The sequence below is a fragment of the Nocardia gipuzkoensis genome, assembly GCF_021183645.1.
GTDB classification, from domain to species: domain Bacteria; phylum Actinomycetota; class Actinomycetes; order Mycobacteriales; family Mycobacteriaceae; genus Nocardia; species Nocardia abscessus.
In genome coordinates this window covers 3,700,666-3,722,552 of the sequence record NZ_CP089225.1, presented here as the reverse complement: position 1 = coordinate 3,722,552, position 21,887 = coordinate 3,700,666, and the positions used below count along the sequence as shown (strand labels likewise).

The following is a 21,887-nucleotide window of genomic DNA, read 5'->3' as shown; positions in this document are numbered from 1 at the left end:
CATACTTTTCGCGTGAGTAACGATCCTTTGTCGCATGGAGTCGAGACACGGCCATTTCCGCTGGATCCCACACCCCTCCACGTGCCCGACGAGGTGCTGGCCGACCTGCGGGTACGGCTCGACCTGACCCGATGGCCGGTCGACGCGGGCAACGAGGACTGGTCCTACGGTGTCTCGCGAGATTATCTGCGAGAGCTGGTCGAGTACTGGCGCACCGGCTACGACTGGCGTGCGGCGGAGGCCGCCATCAACGCCTACGAGCACTACTTCGTCGAGATCGAAGGCGTGCCGGTGCATTTCCTGCGCAGGCCGGGCGTCGGGCCGAACCCGACGCCGTTGATCCTCACTCACGGCTGGCCCTGGACCTTCTGGCACTGGGCGAAGGTGATCGACCCGCTGGCCGACCCCGGGGCCTTCGGCGGCGACCCTGCCGATGCGTTCGACGTGATCGTCCCGTCGTTCCCCGGGTTCGGGTTCTCCGCACCGCTGCCCGACAACCCGGATATGAACTTCTGGAAGGTCGCCGACCTCTGGCACGTCCTCATGACGGAGACGCTCGGCCATCGGAAGTACGCCGCGGCGGGGTGCGATGTCGGCGCGCTGGTCACCGGCCAGCTCGGGCACAAGTACTCCGCCGAGCTGTACGGCATCCACATCGGCTCCGGCCAGAAGCTCACCCTGTTCGACGGCGACCGGGGCTGGGACATCAGTGGCGGCAGGCCCATTCCCGAAGGCATACCTCCCGGCGTGCACGCACGGATCATCGAGCTGGAACGCCGTTTCGCCGTCCACCTGGCAGCACAGGTGCTCGAACCGAGCACCCTCGCCTACGGCTTGTCCGACTCCCCGGCCGGGATGCTCGCCTGGATTCTGCAGCGCTGGGTGAGCTGGAGTGACAACGGCGGCGACATCGAGTCCGTCTTCGGCAAGGACGACCTGCTCACCCACGCGATGATCTTCTGGGTCACCAATTCCATCGGCACGTCGATCCGCACCTACGCCAACAACCATCGCTACCCGTGGACCCCCTCGCACGACCGGCAGCCCCCCATCGAGGCCCCCACCGGCATCACCTTCGTCGGCTACGAGAACCCGCCCGGCGTCACCACCGACCGCCGTGTGCAGAACTTTCGCGACAGCGACCGCGGTGCTTGGTACAACCACGTCAACCTCACCGCCCACGATCGCGGCGGTCACTTCATCCCGTGGGAGATACCGGACCGGTGGGTCGAGGATCTGCGCCGCACCTTCCGCGGCCGCACCCCGTCCACTACCCGGTAGCGCCGAGGAAGCCGTCAACGCAGTCGTCGCGGAAGCGAATCCGACGTCGGGTGGTCGGCGGTATGTGAAGTCCCCCAATGGGGGCCGAGTCGTCGGATATGGCCCGTAAGGTACCGATCATGGCCACCGAGAGGTCCGAGCTGGTGCAGTCGGTCGTCGAGTCCTACCTGCTCGACGGAGCACGCCGATACAACCGCACCGAGGTCGCCGAGCGGTCGGGGACGACGACGGCGCTCACGAAGCGCTTGTGGATGGCGCTCGGTTTCCCGTCGAGCATCGGTGACGAGGCGGTCGACTACGCCGACGCCGATGTCGCGGCGGTGCGCAACTTCGAGCAGCTGACCGTGTTGTCCTCGGCGGACACCCGGCAGCAGTCGGCGACCGCGCGCACGCTCGGCCAGGGCATGGCCCGTCTGGCGGAATGGCAGGTCGACCTGGTGCTGGCGGAGATCGAGGAGCGCATCGCCCGGGCGGCTCCCGACGCCGACCCGGAAGAGACGGTGCGCGCCGCCACCGAGGGCGCCATCGCCACGCTCGAGCAGCTGAACACCTATGCGTGGCGGCGGCATCTCGCCGCGGCGCTGTCGCGCTCACTGGATCCGGGGACGAGTGCGGGTGAGTCGGTCCGCGAACTGGCCGTCGGTTTCGCCGACATGGTCGGCTACACCAGGCTGACCAGGCACCTGCATCCGGACGAACTGTCCATGCTGCTGGAGGCGTTCGAATCCACCACCACCGCCGCCATCACCGAGAACGGCGGATGGGTGATCAAGAACGTCGGCGACGAAGTCATGTTCGCCACCGAGAGCGCCACCGAGGCCGCCCGCATCGCCCTCGCCATCCAGGAATCCACCATGATGGTCGGCGGCACCCCGGATCTGCGCGTCGCCGTCGCCTACGGCCCGGTACTGCAACGCTTCGGGGACCTGTACGGCTCGGTGGTGAACATCGCCTCGCGGCTGACCGGCGTCGCGCGGCCGGGCACCGTCCTGATCGATGACCACGCCGCCGCCGCATTGGAGGGCGACCCGGCATTCACCATCAGGCACCTGCGCAGCGTCCGGGTGCGCGGCTTCAATCGCCTGCGGCCCCACCTGCTGCGTCACAACGGCAAGAACGGCAAGTAGCCGCGACCGCGTGCCGCCCGCCCGCGACCGCCGCCCTAGGCTCGTCCGGTGGACACGGACTGGTCACAGCTGCGCGCGCGTTCCCTCGTCGACGAGGACGCGGCGATTCTGGCCCTGCACAAACCCGCCGGCATCTCCGTCACCGGCGAGCGCCACGACACCGACCTCGTCGAGCTGGCGGCCGCGGCAGGCGAAACGCTGTATCCGGTGCACCGGATCGACAAGGTGACCTCCGGCCTGATCCTGTTCGCCAAGGAACTCCGCGCGCACGGCGAGCTGACCAGGCAGTTCAACAAACAGACCGCTGACAAGGCGTACCTGGCCGTCGTCGCGGCCACCGATCTGCCGGACACCGGCGTGTTCGATCTGCCACTCAGCGTGGGACGGAAGAACCGGGTGCGGATCGCGGCGCCGCGCGAGAGCATCCGCCATTCGGCGGGCCGCTGGTTCGTCGACGACGCCGACCTGCTCCCCGCCAAGAATTACCCGTCGCTCACCCATTTCGTGACGGTGCTGCGCGGCCCGGCGCACACTGTGCTCGCGCTGCGTCCGGTCACCGGCCGCCGCCACCAGATCCGCGTCCACCTGGCTTGGACCGGGCATCCGATCGTGGGCGACCCGCTGTTCGACCGCTCCGGCGCCCACCAACGGACCTACCTGCACTCCTGGCGCCTGACCCTCGCCGCATCGTGGCGCACCCCGCCCGAACTGTCGCTGACCGCCGATCCCGACACCGATTTCTGGCGCCCGCTCGGCGAATCCACGGCACCGCCCCCGCTGGACCACGCAATCGAACTCCTGCACACAATCCGGTAGCCCGCCGCCCCGTTCGTTCTCCACGTCTCCTCAGCTGGGCATCGCCGCTGCGAAAAACGCTGTGCGGCGAACCGGTGCCGACCGTCCCCAGGTGAATCACAGGGGTACCCTCACCCGCCCGGCGTGCGGGGGCAGAAGCGCCGCAGGAGGCCGAGCCACCCACCCACGCGGCCGGTTCGGGGAGCAGCCCCGAACGCAGTTCGCGCACACTCGTCCCCAGGCGGATTGCCCAGGCCACAGCCCGGCGCAAGGGGGGACGGGCTCACGACGCCCCCCGGGGCCGCTCGAGCGGATCCACCCGGCCCGTTCGGTAAGCGACTGCCACCGCGCGGTTCTTCCACAACCATCCCCAGGTAGATCGCTCGGGGCACCCGCCCGGTGTGGGGCAGCAGCACCGCAGCACGCCCGACGAGCCACCAGCGCGGCCTGGCCAGGGAGCGGCCCCGAACGCAGTTCGCGCACAGTTGTCCCCAGGACGCACTGTCGGCGCACAAGGCCAGGAGCATCGCAGGACGGGCCGCGGGGCCGTCCGCGCGGATCAACTCGGTGAGTTGAAGAGCGGCCGCCGCGCGGTTGTTCTCCGGTCATCGCTAGTGGGATCGCCCAGGGCACACAGCCGATCCGAGGGGTCGATGGCCTGCACGAGAGGTTTCGCCGGGCCACTCGCGCGGATCAGCTCGCCAGTTCAGGGAGCCACCGCCGGCGTGCGGTTCACGCACACTTATCCCCAGACGGATCACCCAGGGCGTCGGCCTGAGCAGGGCAGGGACCCCGCAGGGCTGACCGACTCGCTCGAGCGGGTCAGTTCGGCCAGTTCGGTGAACGGCCGAGGGCCAGCAGGATTCGGTCGAGGGTCGATGTGTGCCCCGGCGCGCTCAGGGCCGGGGCGAAGGGCGCGCCGGGTGTGGAGCGTTCGGGCCCGTCGGGGACGGTGCGTGCGATGTTCAGCGCCTCGTCGGCCAGGGCGGCATCGAGCGTGACCGTTTCACCGATCGATCGCGCGACGTCCCAGGCGTGGACGACGCTGTCCACCAGATGGAAGCCGATCACGCGGTCGGCGGGGATGCCCTGGTCCGGCAGGATTTCCGCGAGCACCAGCGCGCGCTCGAAGACGTCCTCGGCGGCGAAGGCGGCCAGGACGTCGTCGGCGGAGACGCGGTAATCCGCGACCGGATCGGCGGACGGGCGAACGGCCCAGACACCGAGATCGTCGCCGCCCCGCGCGGCGTCGGCGAAGCCGTGGTTCTGCGCGATCATGTGTTCCAGCAGGTCACGAAGGCGCCAACCCGCACAGGGAGTTTCGGCATCCAACTGGTCGGGGCGCACCCGGGCGACGACGTCCACGCTCAAACGAACGGACCGAGCGTGCGAGGCCCGCAATTCTTCCACAGAGTTAGTAAGCATGTGCCTATCGTATGTGCGGGCTTACAATTTGCCAAGCAGTATCGTCGGTCCATGCCCAACGCCCGTCCCGATCTCGCCGCGATGATCGCGCCGCTCATCCGGACGCTCATGGCCGCCGAACTGCCCATCCTGGAGCGCCACGAGCTGTCGATGTGGGGCTACTCCGTCCTCCTCGGACTGGGCGCCGAACCCGTCTACACCCAGGCGGCGCTGGCCAAGGCGATCGGCGCGGACAAGACTCGCATCATCGGCGTGCTCGACGAGCTGCAGCGCCGCGGCCTGATCACGCGCGAACCGGACCCGACGGACCGGCGGGTCAACCTGGTGTCGATCACCGACGCGGGCCGCGCCCTGCGTGACCGCGCCCAGCGCGACATCCAGGCGAGCGAGGACCGACTACTCGAGCAGCTTCCCGAACCGGACCGCCGCACTTTCCTGCGCGCCCTGCGCACGCTCTCCGACGCGGTGTCCGAACGCTCCACATCCTGATCCGCGTGACGGCGACCGCGCATTTCCCAATGTGATCTCGAACATAGTTCGGGGGGCACCATTCGCACGGTGGCGAGCGTCATGGCGACGGGTAATACGCAGGTCAATTAGCCTGATGACGTGCGGCGGCCGCGGCGCGCGCACGCTCTGACGCAGTGCAGCGAACCCCTAGCGAAAGCGAATGCCGATGATCCTGGTGGCTCAGGTCAGCGACACACATTTCGATCTCGGCACCCGCAATGCCGAGCGTGTGCAACGGGTGATGGCGTTCATCGCCGGCCTGCGCCGCAGACCGGACGCCATCCTGGTGACCGGCGACATCACCGAATCCGGCAAACCCGAGCAGTACGCGGAGGCCAGGCTCGCGTTCGACGCCGAGATCCCGCTGTACGCCATCCCCGGCAATCACGACGACCGCGCGGGCTTCCGCACGCGCCTGCTCGGTGAGCCCGCGTCCGACGCCCCGATCAACCGCACGCATCGCATCGGCGACCTCACCATCGCGCTGCTGGATTCCAGCGTTCCCGGGGAGGCGGGTGGACGGCTCGCCGACGAGACCTACCAATGGCTGGACGAGGTGCTCGGTGCGGCCCCTGCGGGCAAGCCGATCCTGCTCGCGCTGCACCACCCGCCTGCGCACCTGTTCAGCCCGATCGTGGACGGGATCTCGCTCGCCGAGCCGCAGCGGCTGGCCGAGCTGGTAGCCGGTGACGACCGGATCGTCGCTGTGCTGACCGGGCACGCCCATTCCGCCGCGACCACTACGTTCGGGGGCCGCCCGCTGCTGGTTGCCCCCAGCACCGCGTCGGTGCTGAGCGGCGAGTGGGAACTGGACATGCCCGACCACGTCATGGACTACGCGCCGGACCCGGCGGTCGCGCTGCACGTCATCGGCGACGACCACCGGCTCACCACCCACTTCCGCACGGTTGCGCTGGGCGGCCGGATCGGCGTGCAACCGGTCTGAGGGGCGGTTTACCCGGCACGAGCCGGGGCAATCGGGAGGCACACGACGCCTACCCGGGAGGATTCGCCATGGTCGATCTACCAGCCGCAGTGGTGAAGAACGCGTTCGCGGCCGGAGCACGGATCCGGCATGCGCGGGTGTTCCACCCGACGGGTTTGCACCTGGCCGGCCGCCTGCACGCGGAGCCCGAGTTCGAGCCGCTCTTCGGCAGTGGCGAGCGAGCGGTCATCGCGCGGTTGTCCAAGGGCGTCGGGCTGCCGGACGGGCTGCCGGATGTGCTCGGCTTGGCGTTCCGAGTGCTCGTCCATGACGACCAGCCTTGGGATTTCGCGCTGGCCACCACGGGCCGCGGACCGCTGGGCAGGCTGGTGATCACCCCCGCGCGCGGCTGGGCCAGCGCACGCTACGGCTGCCTGATGCCCTACCGGATCGACAACTCCGCGCCCACCTGGTTCTTCGCCGAGCCGGACAGCGTGCAGCCAGGGTCGGCGTCGCTCGAATCGATGCAAGCCCACCTGCAAGAGGACCTGGTGAGCTTCACCCTCACCGCCAGCCGCCTCGGCGGACCCGCCTGGCGGGTCGCCGAACTCACGCTGCGTCCGGCCGAATCCGCCGAGCACCGGACGGACTACTTCGATCCGATGCTCAATCACCCGCCCGAGGTGGAGCTGTTCCCCAAAGCCATCGGCAAGATCCGCGAGCTGGCCTACACCGGCAGCCGCAGCGGCCGCGGCGAAGGGGCTTAACGCCGGACGACGCGTTCGCGGCGATAGGCCGCCGGGGTGTTACCGGTCCACCGCTTGAAGGCGAAGATGAACGTCGAGGCTTCGGCGTAGCCGAGCCGGATCGCGACGTCGCTCACCGAGAGCGGTGTGGCGGTGAGCATTTCCTCCGCCAATGCCCGCCGCACTTCGTCCAGCAACGCGCGATAACTGGTTCCGGCCGCGTCGAGGTGGCGCCGCAGCGTGCGGGTGCTCATATTGAGATCGTTCGCCACGGCGTCGATGCCGGGTGGTGCGGCGAACCCGTCCGCGCCGCCGCGCGGCACCAGGCGCTCGCGCACCTCGGCCGCGATGCCGGTGCGGGCCCTGCGGCGGTGGACCAAGTCCCGGCACTGCGCCAGGCACATCGCCCAGGTGTGCTCGTTGGCCTGCGGCAGCGGTTGTTCCAGCAGCATCGGTTCGATCGCGAACAGGTTGCGCGACATGCCGAAGCGCGGCGGCACCACCGTCACCTCCGTGATCCGGTCCGCATAGGCGGGTGCGGAAAAACGGAATTCGGCCCGCGTCAGCGGCAAGGGCGTGCCGAGCAGGTCGCTCATCACCTGATGCATGGCGGTGACGTCGCGTTCGACGAGGAATTGTCGCACGTCCACGGGCACCGATTCGTCGTGCACCACCGCGACGAACTCGCCCTCGCCCCACTCGGCGACCGGCAGGCAGAACGTGAAGCTGAGATCCAGGTAGCGCAACGCGAGGCTGATCGCCTCGCCGAGCGTGGGGCTGCTGACGCAGGCGAAGCCGAAGATGCCGAAGGTGGTGATCCGGTAGCGGCGGCCGATCTCGACGCCGAGCGCGGGCCGGTCGGCGAGTTCGCGGACGAGATTGCGGATGACCGCCAGTTCGGTGTGTGCGTCGATCTGCGCGTCCGGATCCCGCAATTGCTGCTCGGTGAGGCCGGTGCCCTGCAGCATGCGCGCGACGGGCACGTCGTGTTCGGCCGCGTAGCCGACCATCAGCGCCACGCTGGCCACCCCGCGCGGAAAGTTCCAATCGCGGATTTCCGGATCCTGCACCCGTTCCACGCGGACATTATGGCCGAATTTCTCGATACCACGGCACAGCGGCTCCTACAGTGGAGACAGTTACGGTCGCAGTGAGGAGTGTCACATGACAGCGCGCAATGGGCCGGCGATCCTCATCATCGGCGCGGGCTTCGGCGGCATCGGCATGGCGATCGAGCTGCGCCGCAACGGCTTCGACGACTTCACCATCCTGGAGCGCGCCGCCGACATCGGCGGGGTGTGGCGGGAGAACACCTACCCCGGCGCCGCCTGTGACGTGCCGTCCCCGCTGTACTCGTATTCGTTCGAACCCAAGCCGGACTGGCCGCAGCGGTACTCGGGGCGTGCCGCCATTCACCGATACCTGCGCGGCGTCGCCGAGCGGCACGACGTGCTGGCGGCGATCCGTTTCGGCACCAGCGTCACCGACGCGGAATTCGACGACGCCACCGGCCGGTGGACCGTCCGCACCGCCGACGGGGGCAGCTGGATCGCGGACGTGCTGATCTCGGCGGTGGGTCAGCTGTCGCGGCCGTCTCTGCCCGCCATTCCCGGCGTCGAGACGTTCGCGGGCCCGTCGTTCCATTCGGCCGAGTGGGACCACGAGGTCGACCTCGGCGGCAAACGCGTCGCCTGCATCGGCACCGGGGCCAGTGCCATCCAGTTCATCCCGGAGATCCAGCCCCGAGTCGCCCGGCTCACGTTGTTCCAGCGCACGCCCGCCTGGGTGATCCCGAAGTTCGACACCGATTACTCGCCGATCCAGCACAAACTGTTCGCGCGGGTGCCGGGCGCGTTGCTGGCCGAGCGGTTCGGGTGGTGGTCGATCGCCGAGTTCGTCTCGCTCGGGCTGGTGGAGGTGCCCGCGATCGCGCGGTGGGTGGCCCGCATCGCCTCCCGGCACCTGGCCGAACAGGTCGAGGACCCGCAGCTGCGAGCCAAGCTCACCCCCGACTACCCGATCGGGTGCAAGCGCGCACTGTTCTCCAACGACTACTACCCCGCGCTCACCCAGCCGAACGTGCGGGTGGAGACCACCGCCATCAGCGAGATCACCCCGCAGGGCGTACGCACCGCCGACGGAGCGCTGCACGAGGTGGACGTGGTCATCTACGGCACCGGCTTCAAAGGCACGGAGTTCCTCTGGCCGATGGACATCTACGGCCGCGGGGGCCGCAAGCTGGCCGACGCCTGGGCCGACGGCGCGCACGCGTACTACGGCATCACGGTGCCGGACTTCCCGAACCTCTTCCTCGTCTACGGGCCCAACACCAATCTCGGCGTCGGCTCGATCATCTACATGATCGAGTCGCAGGCTCGCTATATCCGCCAGGCCGTGCAGTTGCTGGCCGACCATCCCGGCCACTGTGTCGACGTCCGCGCGGACCTGGAGGAGGACTACAACACCGCGCTCCAGCAACGCCTGGCCCGCACCCCGTGGAACTTCTGCTCGAGCTGGTACCGCAACTCCGCGGGCCGCATCACCAACAACTGGCCCGGCTCGCAGACCAGCTACCGCCGCCGCACCCGTCGCCTCGACCCCCGGCACTACACGCTGACTCCGGTCTCGTGATCGACGAAGGCCCCGCTCGATTTCGCCGTCACCCGGCACCGCCCGCCGGGCTGGCAGACTTGTGCTGTGAATGAACTGGACCGTCCGGGCGAATCGGATCAGCGGGGGCCGCTGCGTCCGATCGAGCTGGCCACCGGCGCCGTGCTGGGCGGAGCCACCGTCGGGCTGGTGACCATCGGATCGGTGGTCCCGTTCGCCGCCGCGCTGAATCTGGTCGCCGCGGTCCCGATCGGGCTGATCGCGCATCGCTTCCGGCCGCGCGCCGTGGTGACCGCGACCATCGCGGCCACGCTGGTCACCTTCGTGGCGGGCGGTATGGCGGCGGCGACGGGATTGCTCGCCGCGGCCACCATGGGCGGAATCATCGGAAGCGTGAAGCGACGCCGCGGCGGTGTCGTGGCGGTATTCGGCCTTTCCCTGCTGGCCGGGCTGGCGTGGGCCGCGCTTGCCATCGGGTCGCTGCTGGCACTGTCGAGCGCGCGCAACCTGTTCTTCGACAACATCCGCAATCTCGCGCGCGGTCTGCAGGATCTCGCCGCCCAAGTGCAGCTGGCTTCGCTCGGGCAGCTCGCGGCGGAACTGGCCGACTCGGTGCTGCGCTGGTGGTGGCTGTGGATCGGCGGCGGCGTCGCGCTCGGCATGGTGGCCACCGGGGTGTTCTCCTGGTATGTCCTCGGCTCGGTGCTGGACCGGCTGGACTGGCTGCCCGGCTCGGACCGGCTCGACGCCCCGGTCGACGACCGGCCCATCGCACCGCTGCCGGTCACGCTGCGCGACGCCGGGTTCCGCTACCCCGGCGCGGCACGCGAGGCGCTCAGCGGCGTCGACCTGACCGTGGAGGTCGGCGAATTCGTGGCCGTGGTGGGACACAACGGTTCGGGCAAGTCGACGCTGACCCGGCTGCTGGCGGGGCTGCCGCCCACCTCGGGATCGGTGCGGCGGCCCGGATCGGCCGGGCTCGGGCGGCTCGGCGGGACGGCTCTGGTGCTGCAGCGACCGGAGAGCCAGACCCTCGGCGTGCTCGTCGCCGACGACGTCGTATGGGGCTTGTCCGCGCAACTGGCCGCCGAGGTGGACGTCGAGGGACTGCTCGGCGAGGTCGGTCTCGCCGGGATGGGCGGCAAAGAGACCGCCACGCTCTCCGGCGGGCAGCAGCAGCGGCTCGCGGTCGCGGCGGCGCTGGCCCGCCGGCCCGCGCTGCTGATCGCCGACGAGGCGACCTCGATGATCGATCCGGACGGACGCCGGGAACTGGTGGAACTGCTGGCCGCACTGCCGAGGCGGCACCCGATGGCCGTGGTACTGGTCACCCACCACGAAGCCGATGCCGCGGCCGCGGACCGGGTGGTGCACTTGGCCGCAGGCCGTTCGGTCGCGCGCCTGCCCGCGTGGCCGCGACCGGCGCGCGACGAGCGCCGCAGGCCGATGGGCGAGCCGATTCTGGAACTGCGCGACGTCCGGCACGTCTACAACCGCGCGACGCCGTGGGAAGCGCCCGCCCTGCACGGCGTCGACCTGTCCGTCCGGCAGGGCGAGGCGCTGCTCATCGTGGGCGGGAACGGCTCGGGCAAATCCACCCTGGCCTGGATCATGGCGGGTCTGATCGAACCGAGTTCCGGTCACTGCGACCTGCGCGGGAAGCCGATCAGCAAGCAGATCGGGCGGGTCGAGCTGGCGTTCCAGCATTCCCGCCTGCAATTGCAGAAGCAGACCGTCGGCGCGGAGATCGCGGACTGGGGCGGGCGGGCCACGGGCTCCGGCGCGGTCGGGCGAGCGCTGGACGCGGTCGGGCTGGATCGTTCGCTGGCCGCGCGCTCGATCGAGGAACTCAGCGGCGGCCAGGCCAAACGGGTGGTGCTCGCCGCCATCGTGGCCAGCCATCCCCAAGTGGTCGTGCTCGACGAACCCCTGGCCGGTCTCGACCCGGAGGGCCGGGCCGACGTGGTGGAGCTACTCGGGCGGCTACGGGATTCCGGATTGACGCTGATCGTCATCTCGCACGACGTGGCCGACATGGCGGCGGTGTGTGATCGCACGGTGCATCTGCGGTCGGGACGAATCCTGGGCGCGGAATCCGCCTGGGAAGTCACGCCGGTGCCGGGCAAAGCCGCCGCGCAGGCCGAGTCCGGTCCGGGGGCGCTGCGCACGCCGGGTGCAACCGCCTGGCGATTCGAGCACGGAGGTCGATGATGAGCACCGTTCTGCTGCGTCAGGTGCCGGTCGCCAGTCCGGTGCACCGGCTGTGGGCGGGCACCAAGATGATCGGGGTGTTCCTGATCAGCCTGGTGCTGATGTTCCTGCCCTCCTGGCCGGTGCTCGGGATCATGACGGCGTTCCTGGTGTTCGTCGGCGTCACCGCCCGGTTGCCGCTCGGCACGCTGCCGCGCCTGCCCTGGTGGTTCTGGGCGTTGTTCGTCGTCGGCGGCTTGATCACCGTGCCGGTCGGCGGCGCGGCGGTGCTGCGCTACGCGCAGATCGCGACGTTCACCCTGATCCTGGTGGCCGCGTCGTTCCTCATCGCGTGGACCACGCCGATGGGCGATATCGCGCCCGCCCTCGCCAAATTGGGCGCGCCGTTGCGCCGCCTGCGGCTCCCGGTGGACGAATGGGCTGTCGTCGTCGCCCTCACCCTGCGCGGTCTGCCCTTGCTCATGGAGGAGATCCGGGTGCTGCGGGCCGCTCGCCGGCTGCGCCCCAAAGACGGCATGCTCGCCCGCGCGGCCGACAACCCGCTCATCGACATCCTCACCGCGGCCATGGCGGTATCGACCCGCCGCGCCGGTGAACTGGGCGAGGCGATCACCGCGCGCGGCGGCACCGGGCAGCTCACCGCCCACCCCAGCGCTCCCGGCCGCCGCGACGCGCTCGCGCTCGCGCTGGTCTTCGGTGTGTGCCTGGGCTCCGTCGCCCTGCACCTGCTGCTCTGAACTCGGGCCGGAAAGGCCCGAGAGAAAGCCTCCGGCGAATTCTGTCGCCGATGTTCACGGAATGTTTGCGGATTGCCGGCCGTCATCCGATTCGAGAACCGGCATGCGGACACCGGTGCCCGACCGTCGGGTTCAGCACAGCGGTTGTGCGTTGCGTCGGCAGCCATCGGTTCCGGTCGGTGTTCCAGGTCTGGTCGCGCCACCCTTCCGGCCGCCCAGTCCCTGGCCGCTCGAGCGGAACGACGGCATCCGCGCACTCGCGCTCGCGCTCGATCTCACGAAAGCCAGTGGCGTAGTTGGCCTTACGACCGGCGTGGCCGAACCGCCGTGAACTCGATCGAGGACGGGTCCGCAGCGCCGCGGACCCGTCATGTCGGCTACAGCCACTACGCTACGTTCGCATTGAATAGCGAGACGCTATAACCCCATGAGAGCCGGTAAAACCGGAAGATTACCCCCGAAAATCAGGTCCTAAACCCCATCAGCCACAGTACAGTTACCACTCAGAAGTAGCTGTCTTCTGGATCACATTACGGACGTACATGCCGACGGGGGAAGGAATTTCGGCGTGTGCCGCGTTCTCTATTGCTCGAGACCTGATGAAGATTGGAAACCGAGAAATGATTCTCCGGAAAGTCACCGCCGCTGCCGTCCCACTCATCGCCGCGCTCACGGTGGGGGCCGGTGTCACGCACGCGGAACCCGCCGCGGCGCCGGTCCCGGACATCGGCTACGAGGCCGAGCTGATCGGGAACAAGATCGTCACGACGCTCACCGCGGGCACGTTCGACGTGCGCGGCGGCGCCGTCGACATCAAGGATGCGGCCGGAAACGTCGCGGTCACACTGCCACTCGCCTTCCGGCAGGACGGCCTCGAGTACCCCCTGCCGCACGCCGTGCGCGACGCGGGCCGGGTACTGGAGCTGACCGTCGTGAAGGACGCGGCGCAGGCCCGCCCGGCGGTCACGCCGGTCGCGTCCCCGTTCGAGAACCAGCGGGCGATGGACGCGTTCCTGTCGCAGTTCGGCATCGCCACCGCGGTCGGCGGGTTCATCGGCACGGTGATCGGCGCACTCGTCGGACTGACCGGCCTCATCGGCGGACCGATCGGTATCGGCACCGTGCTCGCCGGCGCGGGCATCGGCGGCATCATCGGCACCATCGTCGTCGGTGGACCGGCTCTGATCATCGCCGGTATCGATCTGCTGAGCACGCTGGCCGCCCAGCCCGGCACCACCAAGTGGACGGACACCACCGGCCGTCCGCAGAACTGACCGGTGCCCGCCGCACGACGCGCACCGAATCGACTGTGATTCGGTGCGCTTTCGTCTGTGCGCCCGGCGGCGCTCGTCCGCGGCGGGGCGCGCCCACCACTGCGCCCGGACGCTCACCCGCCTACCGCTCGCGGCATCCCGGAACAGCGGGCATACCCGCGAATCGTTCGGCCAGGAAGTTCATCGCGCCCGGAGCCTCGCCGATCGCCGCGGGGTTGTGCGTGGGCAGCATCGAGTGCACGGAGGTGACAGTTGCTCCCCGCGCGCAGTAGCGGCGGACCAAGTCGGTGAATCCCGCCACGGGGATCACGTCGTCGGTGAGGCTGTGATACAGGTACATCGGCGCCGCGGGCGCGCTGCCGCCGAGTTCCTGGGCGTCGGTCGCGGCCCGGAAGGCCGGATGTGACAGCAGATCCGGAACCAGGGCGAAGTCGTCGACCCGCGCGCCCGCGTACTTCGGCACCAGATCGGACCCGCAGGCCGCGCCGTTCTCGATCAGCGCCGCGTGCCCTCGATAGTTGAGCAACTCCAGCAACCCAGCGCCGGGATCGTTGCGGGCGAGCGCGAACAGGATCAGCAACGCCAGTCCGGCCTGCACGGTGCCGTCAGCTTCACGCGCTATGGCAGGCCAGTCGGCCGGAACGCCGCCCGAGGTGAGCCCCGCGAGCCGGACGTCCGGCGCGTACCACGGCTGTATCTGCGCGGCCCACAGCGTGGCGAACGCACCGCCGGAGTAGCCCCAAGCGCCGATCGGCGTCGCGGGTCCGAGTCCGGCGGGCGGGAAGTCACGGGCCGCGCGAATACCGTCCAGCACACCCCGTCCGGAGTTCACCCCGTCGAGGAAACGGGACCACGGCCCCTCGTAGTCGCTGACCACCACCGCCCACCCGCGGCGTAGCGCCTCCGCCATGAACGGCGTGTCGATCAGCGTGTTCACGGCGCCGGTGTCCCAGCCGCCGCGCAGCGCGAACGACGGGGCGCACCGCGTGCCCAGACTGTCCTCGGGGACCTGGTAGGACAGCAGTGGCCGTGCGCCGGGACCGAACCACGGCAGCATCGGGACCATGACGGTCGCCACATCCGCGACGGGATCGTCGCTCGCGTCGGTGCTCCGGTACTTCACCTGCCAGGTCGAAATGGGCAGAGGTAGACCGAACAGCGCGATCGGGCGGGAATCCAGCACGGCGCCGTTCCGGTAGTCCGCGAGGTTCGCGGGGGCCGCGTAGAACGGGTCCAGATCCGGCGGCGGTAGCTCGGCGTACGCCGCGGGGGCGGCGCTCAGGGCGGCGACCAGAAAGGTCAGAGCCGCCAGTACGGCCCGCAGAATCGCCGGGCGCACAGGCCGGTTGCTCGCCCACGCGATGGCAGGCGCTCGCTGAACATCCTTCATCAGGGCCTCCCCAGTCCCGGCGAGGCGCGAGTGTCTCCGGTGCGTTCGGCGCCGAACCACTCGGCCTCCAGAACTCAACGGTACTGCGGCACCGACCACCCCGGCAACGGTCGATCGCAGGTCACACCCACCGCCGGTGGTGTCCGCCGGACTGGCTACAGTGGTGACGAAAACGCCCCTAGCGCAATCGGATAGCCGTCGGGCGCCACCGCCCGAGCGGCGCGGGCGCAACGCAGAGGAGTAGCCGAGTATGCGGCATGGCAACGGACTGGACATCCCCGAAGGACTCGCCGACGTGTGCGCCCCGGACCGGATGGCGGTGATCGTCTACGACATGCAGGTCGGCGTCCTCAGCCAGTTGCCCGACGGCCAGGAGATCATCGAGCGCGTGGTGCGGGTGGTCGACGCGGCGCGCTCGGGTGGCTACCCGGTGGTCTTCCTGCGCCATTTCTTCCTGCCCCAGCGCCTCAGCGGAGCCTTCGCGCTGCGCATGGCGATGAACTGGCAGCAGGTGGATTCGGTGGACGAGGTGCGCTTCATCCTGCAGCGCGACACCCCGGCCTTCGAACTGGTCCCGGAGCTGCGGCCGCGCGCGGACGAGGTGGTCTTCGACAAGACGTCGATGTCGGCGTTCGAAGGGACGCCGCTGGCTTCGATGCTGCGCGACCTGCGCATCGGCGCCTACGCGATCGCGGGCGTCGCTCTGGAGATCGGCATCGCGCCCACGGTCGCGCACTCCACCGACCTCGGGTTCGTCCCGGTGGTGATCAGCGACGCCGTCGGCGGCCGGGACGAAGCGGCCATGGCGCGGGCCTACGACGACTTCGCATTCCAGGGCCACACGCTGGTGACCGATATCGCCACCATCACCCCGCTGCTCGCGGGCGGCCACTGACCCGAGAACGGGACCCGGCGAGGCCGGGTCCCGTTCGATCGTTCACTGCTCCCGTAAGGCCTTCTTGGCCGCGGCCTGGGCGGTGTCGACCTGGCTCGCGTACTTCTTGCCCGTCTTCTCGTCCACGAGGTCGCCCGCCTTGTCGATGACCGCGTCCAGCTTGTCCGCGTTCTTCTGGGCCAGGTCCATCGCTTTGCCGGCCAGGTTCTTGAAGTCCACCGTGCACTCCTCGTTTTCGCGCTGGGAACAACCGCGAATCAACCCTACCCAGCCTCGCGCGCGTGCGGCGCGGCGCCGAGCCAGGCCGGGTGCCACAGCCGTCCCGTCTCGGTCCAGTTCATGAACCGCACGGTGCCACCGAGTTTCGGCGTCACCCACACCGCCTCCTTGCGCTCCTCCGCGGTGAGGTCGTTGTCGAACGGCGAGGTCTTCCGCTCCAGCTTGCGCAAGCGACCCGCCAGATCCCGCATGTCCGACTCGTCGAAGCCGGTGCCGACCCGGCCGACGTAGACCAGCCGCCCGTCGTGCGGAATGCCGACCAGCAGCGATTTGAAATCCCGCGCCGTGCTGCGCCGCCAACCGCCGATCAGCACCCGCTGGGTGCGCCAGTTGCGCTGCTTCACCCAGGAATGCCCGCGCTTGCCCGGCAGATACACCGAATCCTTGCGTTTCGCGACCACGCCCTCGAGCCCCTGCTCCTGGCTGTAGCGCAGGGCTTCGGCGCCCGAGCCGTCCAGTCGCGGCGGCACCACCAGCGACGGCGCGTTCGCGGCGAGCGCCTCGAGCACCCTGCGGCGATCGGCGTAGCGTTTGCGCAGCAGCGAGGTGCCGTCCAGGTACAGCACATCGAACGCGACGAAGGCGGCCCGCGCCGCATCGGCTTGCAGCAGACCGAGGGTCGCCACGCCGTGATCGTCGAAGACGACCGCCTCGCCGTCCAGCACCACTCGGTGCCCGGACAACTCCCGCTGCAACGCGGCGATGCCGGGATAGCGGTCGGTCACGACGTTCCCCGCCCGGCTGCGCAAGGTGATCGCGCCGGAGTCGATTTCGGCGATCAGCCGGAAGCCGTCCCACTTCGTCTCGAAGCACCACTCGTCGGCGCCGAGTTCGGTGACGTCGCCGGGAGTCGCGAGCATCGGCGCCAGTCCGCGCGGCAGCGGCGCGGGCCCATTGGCCGGGCGAATGATCCGGCCCGGCGACTTGTCCGCCTCTTGCTGGGGTTCGGCATCGCCGGGCGCACGCATCAGGTGCATCAGCCACTGGTTGCCGTTGGTCTGGATCAGCGCGTACCGGCCGGTGAGCCGCTTGCCGTGGAACCGGACGATGACTTCGTCGTCGCGCCACTTCTCGGTCTCATAGGTGCCGGAGTCCCAGATCGTCATCTCACCCGCGCCGTACTCGCCCTTCGGGATGGCGCCGTGGAAGTCGAGATACTCCATCGGATGGTCCTCGGTGTGCACCGCGAGGCGATTCTGCTCCGGCGAGGTCGGCGGGCCCTTCGGCACGGCCCAGGACACCAGGACACCGTCGCGCTCCAGCCGCACATCCCAGTGCAGCCGCCGCGCATGATGCTCCTGCACCACGTAGCGATTGTTCGTCCCCGGCTCGGGCGCCTCGGCGGGGACGGGCTCCGGCGTGCGGGCCGGATCACGCATCGAGCGATACTTCCTCAACGCGTCCGGTCCTGCCTGCACCGAGGACGAAGCACGCCGCGCCGGCGGTGGATCCAGCTCCGCCAGCAGATCGCCGTCCGATCGGTACCGGGCCAGCACCTCGTCGAACCGCAAGTGCCGCAGCTTCTTCCGGTGCTCGATCTCTTTCCACGTGCGCGGGGCGGCGACGTTCGGCTCCGGCCGCCCCCGCAACGAGTAGGGCGCGATCGTGGTCTTGGCGGGGTTGTTCTGGCTCCAGTCCAGAAAGACCTTGCCGCCGCGAGCCGCCTTCGCCATCGTCGACGTGACCAGGTCCGGGTGCAGCCGTTGCAGATTCGTCGCCACCTGCTTGGCCACCGTGGACGCGCCGCCCGGGCTCAGCTCGCGATCCAACGGCACGTAGAGGTGAATGCCCTTGCTGCCGCTGGTGACCGGGAAGGCGTGCAAACCGATGCCCTCGACCATCTCGCGCACCGCAAGCGCCACCTCGGCGCATTCGGCGAGCCCGACGCCCTTGCCCGGGTCCAGGTCGAAGACCAGCCTGGTCGCCGCGCCCATCTCGTCGCCGTCGAAACGCCACTGCGGCACATGGATTTCCAGCGCGGCCTGCTGCGCCAGCCAGGCCAGCCCGGCTTCGGAATCGATCAGCGGGTAGTGGACCTTGCGATCGGAATGCCGCAGCGTGCGCCGCTCGATCCAGGACGGCGCGTGCGACGGAAGATTCTTCTCGAAGAAGGACGGTTCGTCGACCCCATTGGGCCAGCGCTTCCGGGTGACCGCCCGCCCGGCGATATGCGGCAGCATGGCAGGCGCGATCGCCGAATAGTAGGCGATGACTTCGCCTTTGGTCGTGCCGGTGGCCGGATACAGCACCTTGTCGAGGTTGCTCAGGTCAACCTCGATACCACCGAACGCGCGGCGGGCCGCCATATCCGAAGTGTAGCGGCGGAGACCCGGACGCGGTCTCCGCCGCTCGCTCAGGCGTGCGGTCCGGACTGATCCGGCGGGACCACCTTCTTGGCGGCCTCTTTGCCCTTCGCGATCTTGTCCGTGTACTTGCCGTGCGTCTTCTGGTCGATGAAGTCACCGGCCTTGTCGACCGCCTGGTTGATCTTGTCGGAGTTCTTGGCCGCCGCGTCCCTTCCCTTGCCGACCAGGCCCTTGACCGTATCCGCGAAACTCATCGTGGTGAATCCTTCCTGTCGTCGATCAGCCGGAGTCGTTCACCCAACATTCTCCCACCAAGAATCCCCAGGTGGGGCACTCGACGGGTCCACACGCTGCCCGGGCATCGGCACCGCGGCCGCGGTACCCGCCGCCCGCGCCGCGGCCACCATGCGCCCGACCGGCTCCGACCACCCGTGGAAGGCGAGATTGAACGTCGCCCAGTGGATGGGCACCAGCAGGCCGCGGCCGGGATCGCCGCCACACAGGTCGGCGTGTGCCCGGACCGCCTCCTCGGGATTCATGTGCACATCCGGCCAGCGCTCGTCATAGGCGCCGATCGGCAGCAGCGTCAGATCGAACGGGCCGAGCGCGGCGCCCGCCGCGGCGAACGCTTTGGTGTAGCCGGTGTCGCCGCCGAAGTACGCACGCCGTGTGGGACCGACGATCGACCACGAGGCCCACAGGGTGGTGTTGCGCAGCAGGCCGCGTCCGGAGAAGTGCCGCGCCTCCGTACAGGTGATCACCAGATCCACGCCGTCCCGGTCCCGGCCGAGCTCGATGAGCGAAACCGAACCGCCCCAATCCAATTCGACGATCCGATCCTCCGGGACACCCCAGTGCCGCAAGTGGGCGCCGATGCCGATCGGAACGAGGAACGGCGCGCTCTGGCGCGCCGTCAGCTCTCGGACCGTCTCCTTGTCCAGGTGGTCGTAGTGGTCGTGCGAGATGATCACCGCGTCGATCGGGGGCAGATCGGCCAGCGGTTGCGGCACCGGATGCAGGCGCGCCGGCCCGACCAGCGGCGAAGGCGAAACTCGCTCGCTCCACACCGGATCGGTGAGAATCCGGTACCCGTCGACCTCGATCAACGTCGTCGCGTGGCCGTACCAGGTGACGGCGAGCGCGGCCGCCGCCGTGGGCTGCTGCGGGGTCTGCAACGGAATGGCGCCACGCGGCCTGCCCGCGTTGCGCCGGGTCAGGGCCGAGACCAGCAGCGAGGGAGCCGAACCCGCGGCTATCTGGATACTGGGCTCGGTGTTGTGGAACTGGCGATCGCGATAGGTCGTCGCGCCCACCGCGTGCGGCTGGATGGCGGAGATCGAAGCGCCCATCGCCGAAGGGATGTCCCACACCGCCCGGACCAGCCAGGTGATGCCGAGCGCACCCGCGGCCGCGCCTCCGATACGTCTGATGTCCATCATCGCCCCACGAACTTCGCCGGACGCTTTTCCTGCCTGGCCAAACGACCCTCCTTGGCATCCTCGCTCGTCCACGCGGCCTCCAGTGCCGCCCGCTGCTGCGCGGTTTCCGGATCGCGCGTTCCGTCATCGTTGAGCACCAGCTTCATGTGCCGCAGCGACAACGGGGCCAGCGCCGCGATCTGCTTGGCCCAGGCTTGCGCGTCGGCCAATCCGCCGATCCGGTTGGCGAACCCGAAGGCGTAGGCGTCGTCGGCCGGTATCTGTTCGGCGCCCAGCAGCACGGTTCGCGCCGGACCGCCACCGATCAGCGCGACCAGCCTGCGCACGGTCCACCGGTCCACGCTGATGCCCAGTTTCGCGGCGGGGACCGCGATATACGCCTCCGGTGAGATCACTCGCAGATCCGAGGCGAGCGCCAGCTGCACGCCCGCTCCGATCGCGGCGCCGTTGATGGCCGAAATCACCGGGATCGGCGCCGATTCGATCGTGTGCAGCATCTCCAGCAGCCCGGACAGGAAATCGTCGGAGTACACCCCGGACAGGTCGGCGCCCGCGCTGAAGACCGGGCCGCGCCCCGTCACCACGAGGACCCGCGCCTCGTCGGCGACCGCGGCGAGCACCGCCTCGCGCAGCAGTGTCACGAGTTCGTAGTTGAGCGCGTTACGACGCTCCTCCCGCCGTAGTTCGATGGTGACAACGTCACCGTCACGGCTGACCCCGAGCATGCGACCTCCCCGGCTGAACGGTCCATCTGGTCTCTTCACTCTGCCATAGCCCGTCACCTTTTCCGCGCCGGGCGATACGATCACCGGCTGTGCCGACCGACTTCGACATCCTGGTGATCGGCGCTGGTCAGGCGGGGCTGTCGGCCGGATATCACCTCCAACGCCTGGGACTGCGTCCCGAGCGGCACTTTCTGCTGGTCGACCGGTCCCCCGGGCCCGGCGGCGCGTGGCAGTTCCGCTGGCCATCGCTCACCCTGGAAACGGTGAACAAGGTGCACGATCTGCCCGGAATGCCGTTCGCCGAGACCTTGCCGCCGGGCTCGTCGTCCGCACCGGCGGCCACCGCTGTGCCGCGCTACTACGAGCTGTACGAAAAGCGTTTCGACCTGCGCGTACACCGACAGGTATCGGTCACCGTGGTGTGTGATCGGCCCCTGGAGGGCAACCCGGCCGCCCACGGCGCGGTGCTCAACGCGGAAACCGACGCCGCCGCAGCCATCCGGGTGCGCGGCCTGATCAACTGCACCGGCACCTGGGAACATCCGTTCGTCCCGCACTACCCCGGAGCGGAAGCCTTCACCGGCCGCCAGCTGCACACCCACGACTACCGCACCGCCGCGGAGTTCGCGGGCAAGCACGTCGTCGTGGTCGGTGGCGGCATCTCGGCGGTACAGCTGCTGGACGAGATCTCCCAGGTCACCACGACAACGTGGGTGACGAGGACACCGCCGCGCTTCCGGGAGGGCCCTTTCGCCGAGGAGGCCGGGCGAGCCGCGGTCGCGATAGTCGAAGACCGGGTGCGGCGCGGGTTGCCGCCGGGGTCGGTGGTTTCGGTCACCGGGTTGCGGCTCGACGACCGCCTACGCGCGGCACAAGCGCGCGGCGCGCTCACCCGCTTGCCGATGTTCGAGCGCATCGAATCCGGCGGGGTGCGCTGGGCCGACGGAACCTTTCAGCAGGCGGACGTGATCCTCTGGGCGACCGGGTTCCGCAGCGCCCTCGACCACCTCGCACCACTGCGACTGCGCGGACCCGGCGGAGGCATCACCATGACGGGCCGGCTGGCCACGCAGGTAGCCGCCGACCCGCGCGTCCACCTGATCGGCTACGGGCCGTCGGCCAGCACCGTCGGCGCCAATCGCGCGGGACGCGCGGCGGCGCTCGAACTCACCGAACATCTCGGATTGCGCTGACCGCCGCACCCGCCGACCG

At 69.5% G+C, this 21,887-nt stretch carries 20 protein-coding genes; 12 read left to right on the top strand and 8 right to left on the bottom strand.

Translation table 11 applies throughout. The annotated features are described in order from the left end of the window. Nucleotides 1–12 precede the first annotated feature (12 nt). The 3 genes from LTT66_RS16755 to LTT66_RS16745 all read left to right on the top strand — a co-directional run bounded on the left by LTT66_RS16755 (nt 13) and on the right by LTT66_RS16745 (nt 3,224). Nucleotides 13–1,281 carry an epoxide hydrolase family protein gene (locus LTT66_RS16755; protein WP_233068564.1) on the top strand — a complete coding sequence of 423 codons (1,269 nt, stop codon included), beginning with the start codon at nt 13–15 and terminating at the stop codon, nt 1,279–1,281. A 119-nt stretch (nt 1,282–1,400) separates the two neighbouring features. Beyond that, the gene (locus LTT66_RS16750) at nt 1,401–2,408 is read left to right on the top strand and encodes an adenylate/guanylate cyclase domain-containing protein (RefSeq protein ID WP_233068563.1); all 1,008 of its coding nucleotides are present in this window, start codon (nt 1,401–1,403) and stop codon (nt 2,406–2,408) included. Between the two features lie 48 nt (nt 2,409–2,456). Then, complete coding sequence (locus tag LTT66_RS16745; RefSeq protein ID WP_233068559.1) at nt 2,457–3,224, top strand: RluA family pseudouridine synthase; 768 nt, start codon at nt 2,457–2,459, stop codon at nt 3,222–3,224. 801 nt (nt 3,225–4,025) lie between these two features. On the opposite strand, the gene LTT66_RS16740 is transcribed toward LTT66_RS16745, so the two are convergent. Beyond that, nucleotides 4,026–4,628 (bottom strand): TIGR03086 family metal-binding protein, encoded by a 603-nt coding sequence (locus tag LTT66_RS16740; protein WP_233068557.1) that lies wholly within the window; start codon nt 4,626–4,628, stop codon nt 4,026–4,028. A 51-nt stretch (nt 4,629–4,679) separates the two neighbouring features. Here LTT66_RS16740 and LTT66_RS16735 point away from each other — a divergent pair, with 51 nt between their 5' ends. The 3 genes from LTT66_RS16735 to LTT66_RS16725 all read left to right on the top strand — a co-directional run bounded on the left by LTT66_RS16735 (nt 4,680) and on the right by LTT66_RS16725 (nt 6,830). Further along, a complete protein-coding gene (locus LTT66_RS16735) occupies nt 4,680–5,117 on the top strand; it encodes a MarR family winged helix-turn-helix transcriptional regulator (protein ID WP_233068554.1) in 438 nt (145 codons plus the stop codon). Nucleotides 5,118–5,298: 181 nt separating this feature from the next. Further along, on the top strand, nt 5,299–6,084 hold the full coding sequence (locus LTT66_RS16730; RefSeq protein WP_233068552.1) for a metallophosphoesterase: 786 nt from the start codon (nt 5,299–5,301) through the stop codon (nt 6,082–6,084). Between the two features lie 68 nt (nt 6,085–6,152). Then, nucleotides 6,153–6,830 carry a hypothetical protein gene (locus LTT66_RS16725; RefSeq protein WP_043698707.1) on the top strand — a complete coding sequence of 226 codons (678 nt, stop codon included), beginning with the start codon at nt 6,153–6,155 and terminating at the stop codon, nt 6,828–6,830. Here the strand turns inward: LTT66_RS16725 and LTT66_RS16720 are convergent. Then, on the bottom strand, nt 6,827–7,888 hold the full coding sequence (locus LTT66_RS16720) for an AraC family transcriptional regulator (RefSeq protein ID WP_233068550.1): 1,062 nt from the start codon (nt 7,886–7,888) through the stop codon (nt 6,827–6,829). The two genes, LTT66_RS16725 and LTT66_RS16720, sit on opposite strands and share 4 nt — an antisense overlap. Before the next feature lie 85 nt (nt 7,889–7,973). On the opposite strand from LTT66_RS16720, the gene LTT66_RS16715 reads away from it, so the two are divergent. From LTT66_RS16715 to LTT66_RS16700, 4 genes are all read left to right on the top strand, one after another. After that, nucleotides 7,974–9,440 carry a flavin-containing monooxygenase gene (locus LTT66_RS16715; protein ID WP_233068549.1) on the top strand — a complete coding sequence of 489 codons (1,467 nt, stop codon included), beginning with the start codon at nt 7,974–7,976 and terminating at the stop codon, nt 9,438–9,440. Nucleotides 9,441–9,506: 66 nt separating this feature from the next. Beyond that, nucleotides 9,507–11,630 carry an ABC transporter ATP-binding protein gene (locus LTT66_RS16710; RefSeq protein ID WP_233068546.1) on the top strand — a complete coding sequence of 708 codons (2,124 nt, stop codon included), beginning with the start codon at nt 9,507–9,509 and terminating at the stop codon, nt 11,628–11,630. Further along, nucleotides 11,630–12,367, top strand: a complete 738-nt coding sequence (locus LTT66_RS16705; protein WP_233069290.1) for an energy-coupling factor transporter transmembrane component T family protein — start codon at nt 11,630–11,632, stop codon at nt 12,365–12,367. Before LTT66_RS16710 ends, LTT66_RS16705 begins: the two co-directional genes overlap by 1 nt. Nucleotides 12,368–12,987: 620 nt before the next feature. Beyond that, nucleotides 12,988–13,641 carry an ammonium transporter gene (locus LTT66_RS16700; protein ID WP_233068544.1) on the top strand — a complete coding sequence of 218 codons (654 nt, stop codon included), beginning with the start codon at nt 12,988–12,990 and terminating at the stop codon, nt 13,639–13,641. 121 nt (nt 13,642–13,762) lie between these two features. Here LTT66_RS16700 and LTT66_RS16695 read toward each other — a convergent pair whose 3' ends face one another. Further along, on the bottom strand, nt 13,763–15,031 hold the full coding sequence (locus tag LTT66_RS16695; RefSeq protein WP_233068542.1) for a lipase family protein: 1,269 nt from the start codon (nt 15,029–15,031) through the stop codon (nt 13,763–13,765). Nucleotides 15,032–15,281: 250 nt separating this feature from the next. Between LTT66_RS16695 and LTT66_RS16690 the strand changes: the two genes are divergently transcribed. Continuing rightward, a complete protein-coding gene (locus tag LTT66_RS16690; RefSeq protein ID WP_233068541.1) occupies nt 15,282–15,926 on the top strand; it encodes a cysteine hydrolase family protein in 645 nt (214 codons plus the stop codon). Between the two features lie 42 nt (nt 15,927–15,968). Here LTT66_RS16690 and LTT66_RS16685 read toward each other — a convergent pair whose 3' ends face one another. From LTT66_RS16685 to LTT66_RS16665, 5 genes are read right to left on the bottom strand one after another with little or no spacing between them, the layout of a single operon-like run. Beyond that, nucleotides 15,969–16,145, bottom strand: a complete 177-nt coding sequence (locus LTT66_RS16685) for an antitoxin (RefSeq protein ID WP_233068540.1) — start codon at nt 16,143–16,145, stop codon at nt 15,969–15,971. Nucleotides 16,146–16,189: 44 nt separating this feature from the next. Then, nucleotides 16,190–18,511, bottom strand: coding sequence for an ATP-dependent DNA ligase (locus LTT66_RS16680; RefSeq protein WP_233068539.1), 2,322 nt, complete (start codon nt 18,509–18,511; stop codon nt 16,190–16,192). A 47-nt stretch (nt 18,512–18,558) separates the two neighbouring features. Then, nucleotides 18,559–18,765 (bottom strand): antitoxin, encoded by a 207-nt coding sequence (locus LTT66_RS16675; RefSeq protein WP_181722846.1) that lies wholly within the window; start codon nt 18,763–18,765, stop codon nt 18,559–18,561. A gap of 39 nt (nt 18,766–18,804) precedes the next feature. Beyond that, nucleotides 18,805–19,947, bottom strand: coding sequence for an MBL fold metallo-hydrolase (locus LTT66_RS16670; protein ID WP_408638854.1), 1,143 nt, complete (start codon nt 19,945–19,947; stop codon nt 18,805–18,807). Continuing rightward, nucleotides 19,947–20,675 (bottom strand): enoyl-CoA hydratase, encoded by a 729-nt coding sequence (locus tag LTT66_RS16665; protein ID WP_181722845.1) that lies wholly within the window; start codon nt 20,673–20,675, stop codon nt 19,947–19,949. The genes LTT66_RS16670 and LTT66_RS16665 overlap by 1 nt, the downstream gene beginning before the upstream one ends. Nucleotides 20,676–20,764: 89 nt before the next feature. On the opposite strand from LTT66_RS16665, the gene LTT66_RS16660 reads away from it, so the two are divergent. Then, a complete protein-coding gene (locus LTT66_RS16660) occupies nt 20,765–21,868 on the top strand; it encodes an NAD(P)-binding domain-containing protein (protein WP_233068535.1) in 1,104 nt (367 codons plus the stop codon). The last annotated feature ends 19 nt before the right edge of the window (nt 21,869–21,887 follow it).

What these genes read in the sequence shown, in the direction of transcription:
- LTT66_RS16735 (WP_233068554.1), top strand. Translation starts at nt 4,680, where the DNA reads ATGCCCAACGCCCGTCCCGATCTCGCCGCGATGATCGCGCCGCTCATC.
- LTT66_RS16680 (WP_233068539.1), bottom strand. Translation starts at nt 18,511, where the DNA reads ATGGCGGCCCGCCGCGCGTTCGGTGGTATCGAGGTTGACCTGAGCAAC.
- LTT66_RS16725 (WP_043698707.1), top strand. Translation starts at nt 6,153, where the DNA reads ATGGTCGATCTACCAGCCGCAGTGGTGAAGAACGCGTTCGCGGCCGGA.
- LTT66_RS16740 (WP_233068557.1), bottom strand. Translation starts at nt 4,628, where the DNA reads ATGCTTACTAACTCTGTGGAAGAATTGCGGGCCTCGCACGCTCGGTCC.
- LTT66_RS16675 (WP_181722846.1), bottom strand. Translation starts at nt 18,765, where the DNA reads ATGAGTTTCGCGGATACGGTCAAGGGCCTGGTCGGCAAGGGAAGGGAC.
- LTT66_RS16670 (WP_408638854.1), bottom strand. Translation starts at nt 19,947, where the DNA reads ATGGACATCAGACGTATCGGAGGCGCGGCCGCGGGTGCGCTCGGCATC.
- LTT66_RS16730 (WP_233068552.1), top strand. Translation starts at nt 5,299, where the DNA reads ATGCCGATGATCCTGGTGGCTCAGGTCAGCGACACACATTTCGATCTC.
- LTT66_RS16690 (WP_233068541.1), top strand. Translation starts at nt 15,282, where the DNA reads ATGCGGCATGGCAACGGACTGGACATCCCCGAAGGACTCGCCGACGTG.
- LTT66_RS16700 (WP_233068544.1), top strand. Translation starts at nt 12,988, where the DNA reads ATGATTCTCCGGAAAGTCACCGCCGCTGCCGTCCCACTCATCGCCGCG.
- LTT66_RS16665 (WP_181722845.1), bottom strand. Translation starts at nt 20,675, where the DNA reads ATGCTCGGGGTCAGCCGTGACGGTGACGTTGTCACCATCGAACTACGG.
- LTT66_RS16715 (WP_233068549.1), top strand. Translation starts at nt 7,974, where the DNA reads ATGACAGCGCGCAATGGGCCGGCGATCCTCATCATCGGCGCGGGCTTC.
- LTT66_RS16695 (WP_233068542.1), bottom strand. Translation starts at nt 15,031, where the DNA reads ATGAAGGATGTTCAGCGAGCGCCTGCCATCGCGTGGGCGAGCAACCGG.
- LTT66_RS16705 (WP_233069290.1), top strand. Translation starts at nt 11,630, where the DNA reads ATGAGCACCGTTCTGCTGCGTCAGGTGCCGGTCGCCAGTCCGGTGCAC.
- LTT66_RS16750 (WP_233068563.1), top strand. Translation starts at nt 1,401, where the DNA reads ATGGCCACCGAGAGGTCCGAGCTGGTGCAGTCGGTCGTCGAGTCCTAC.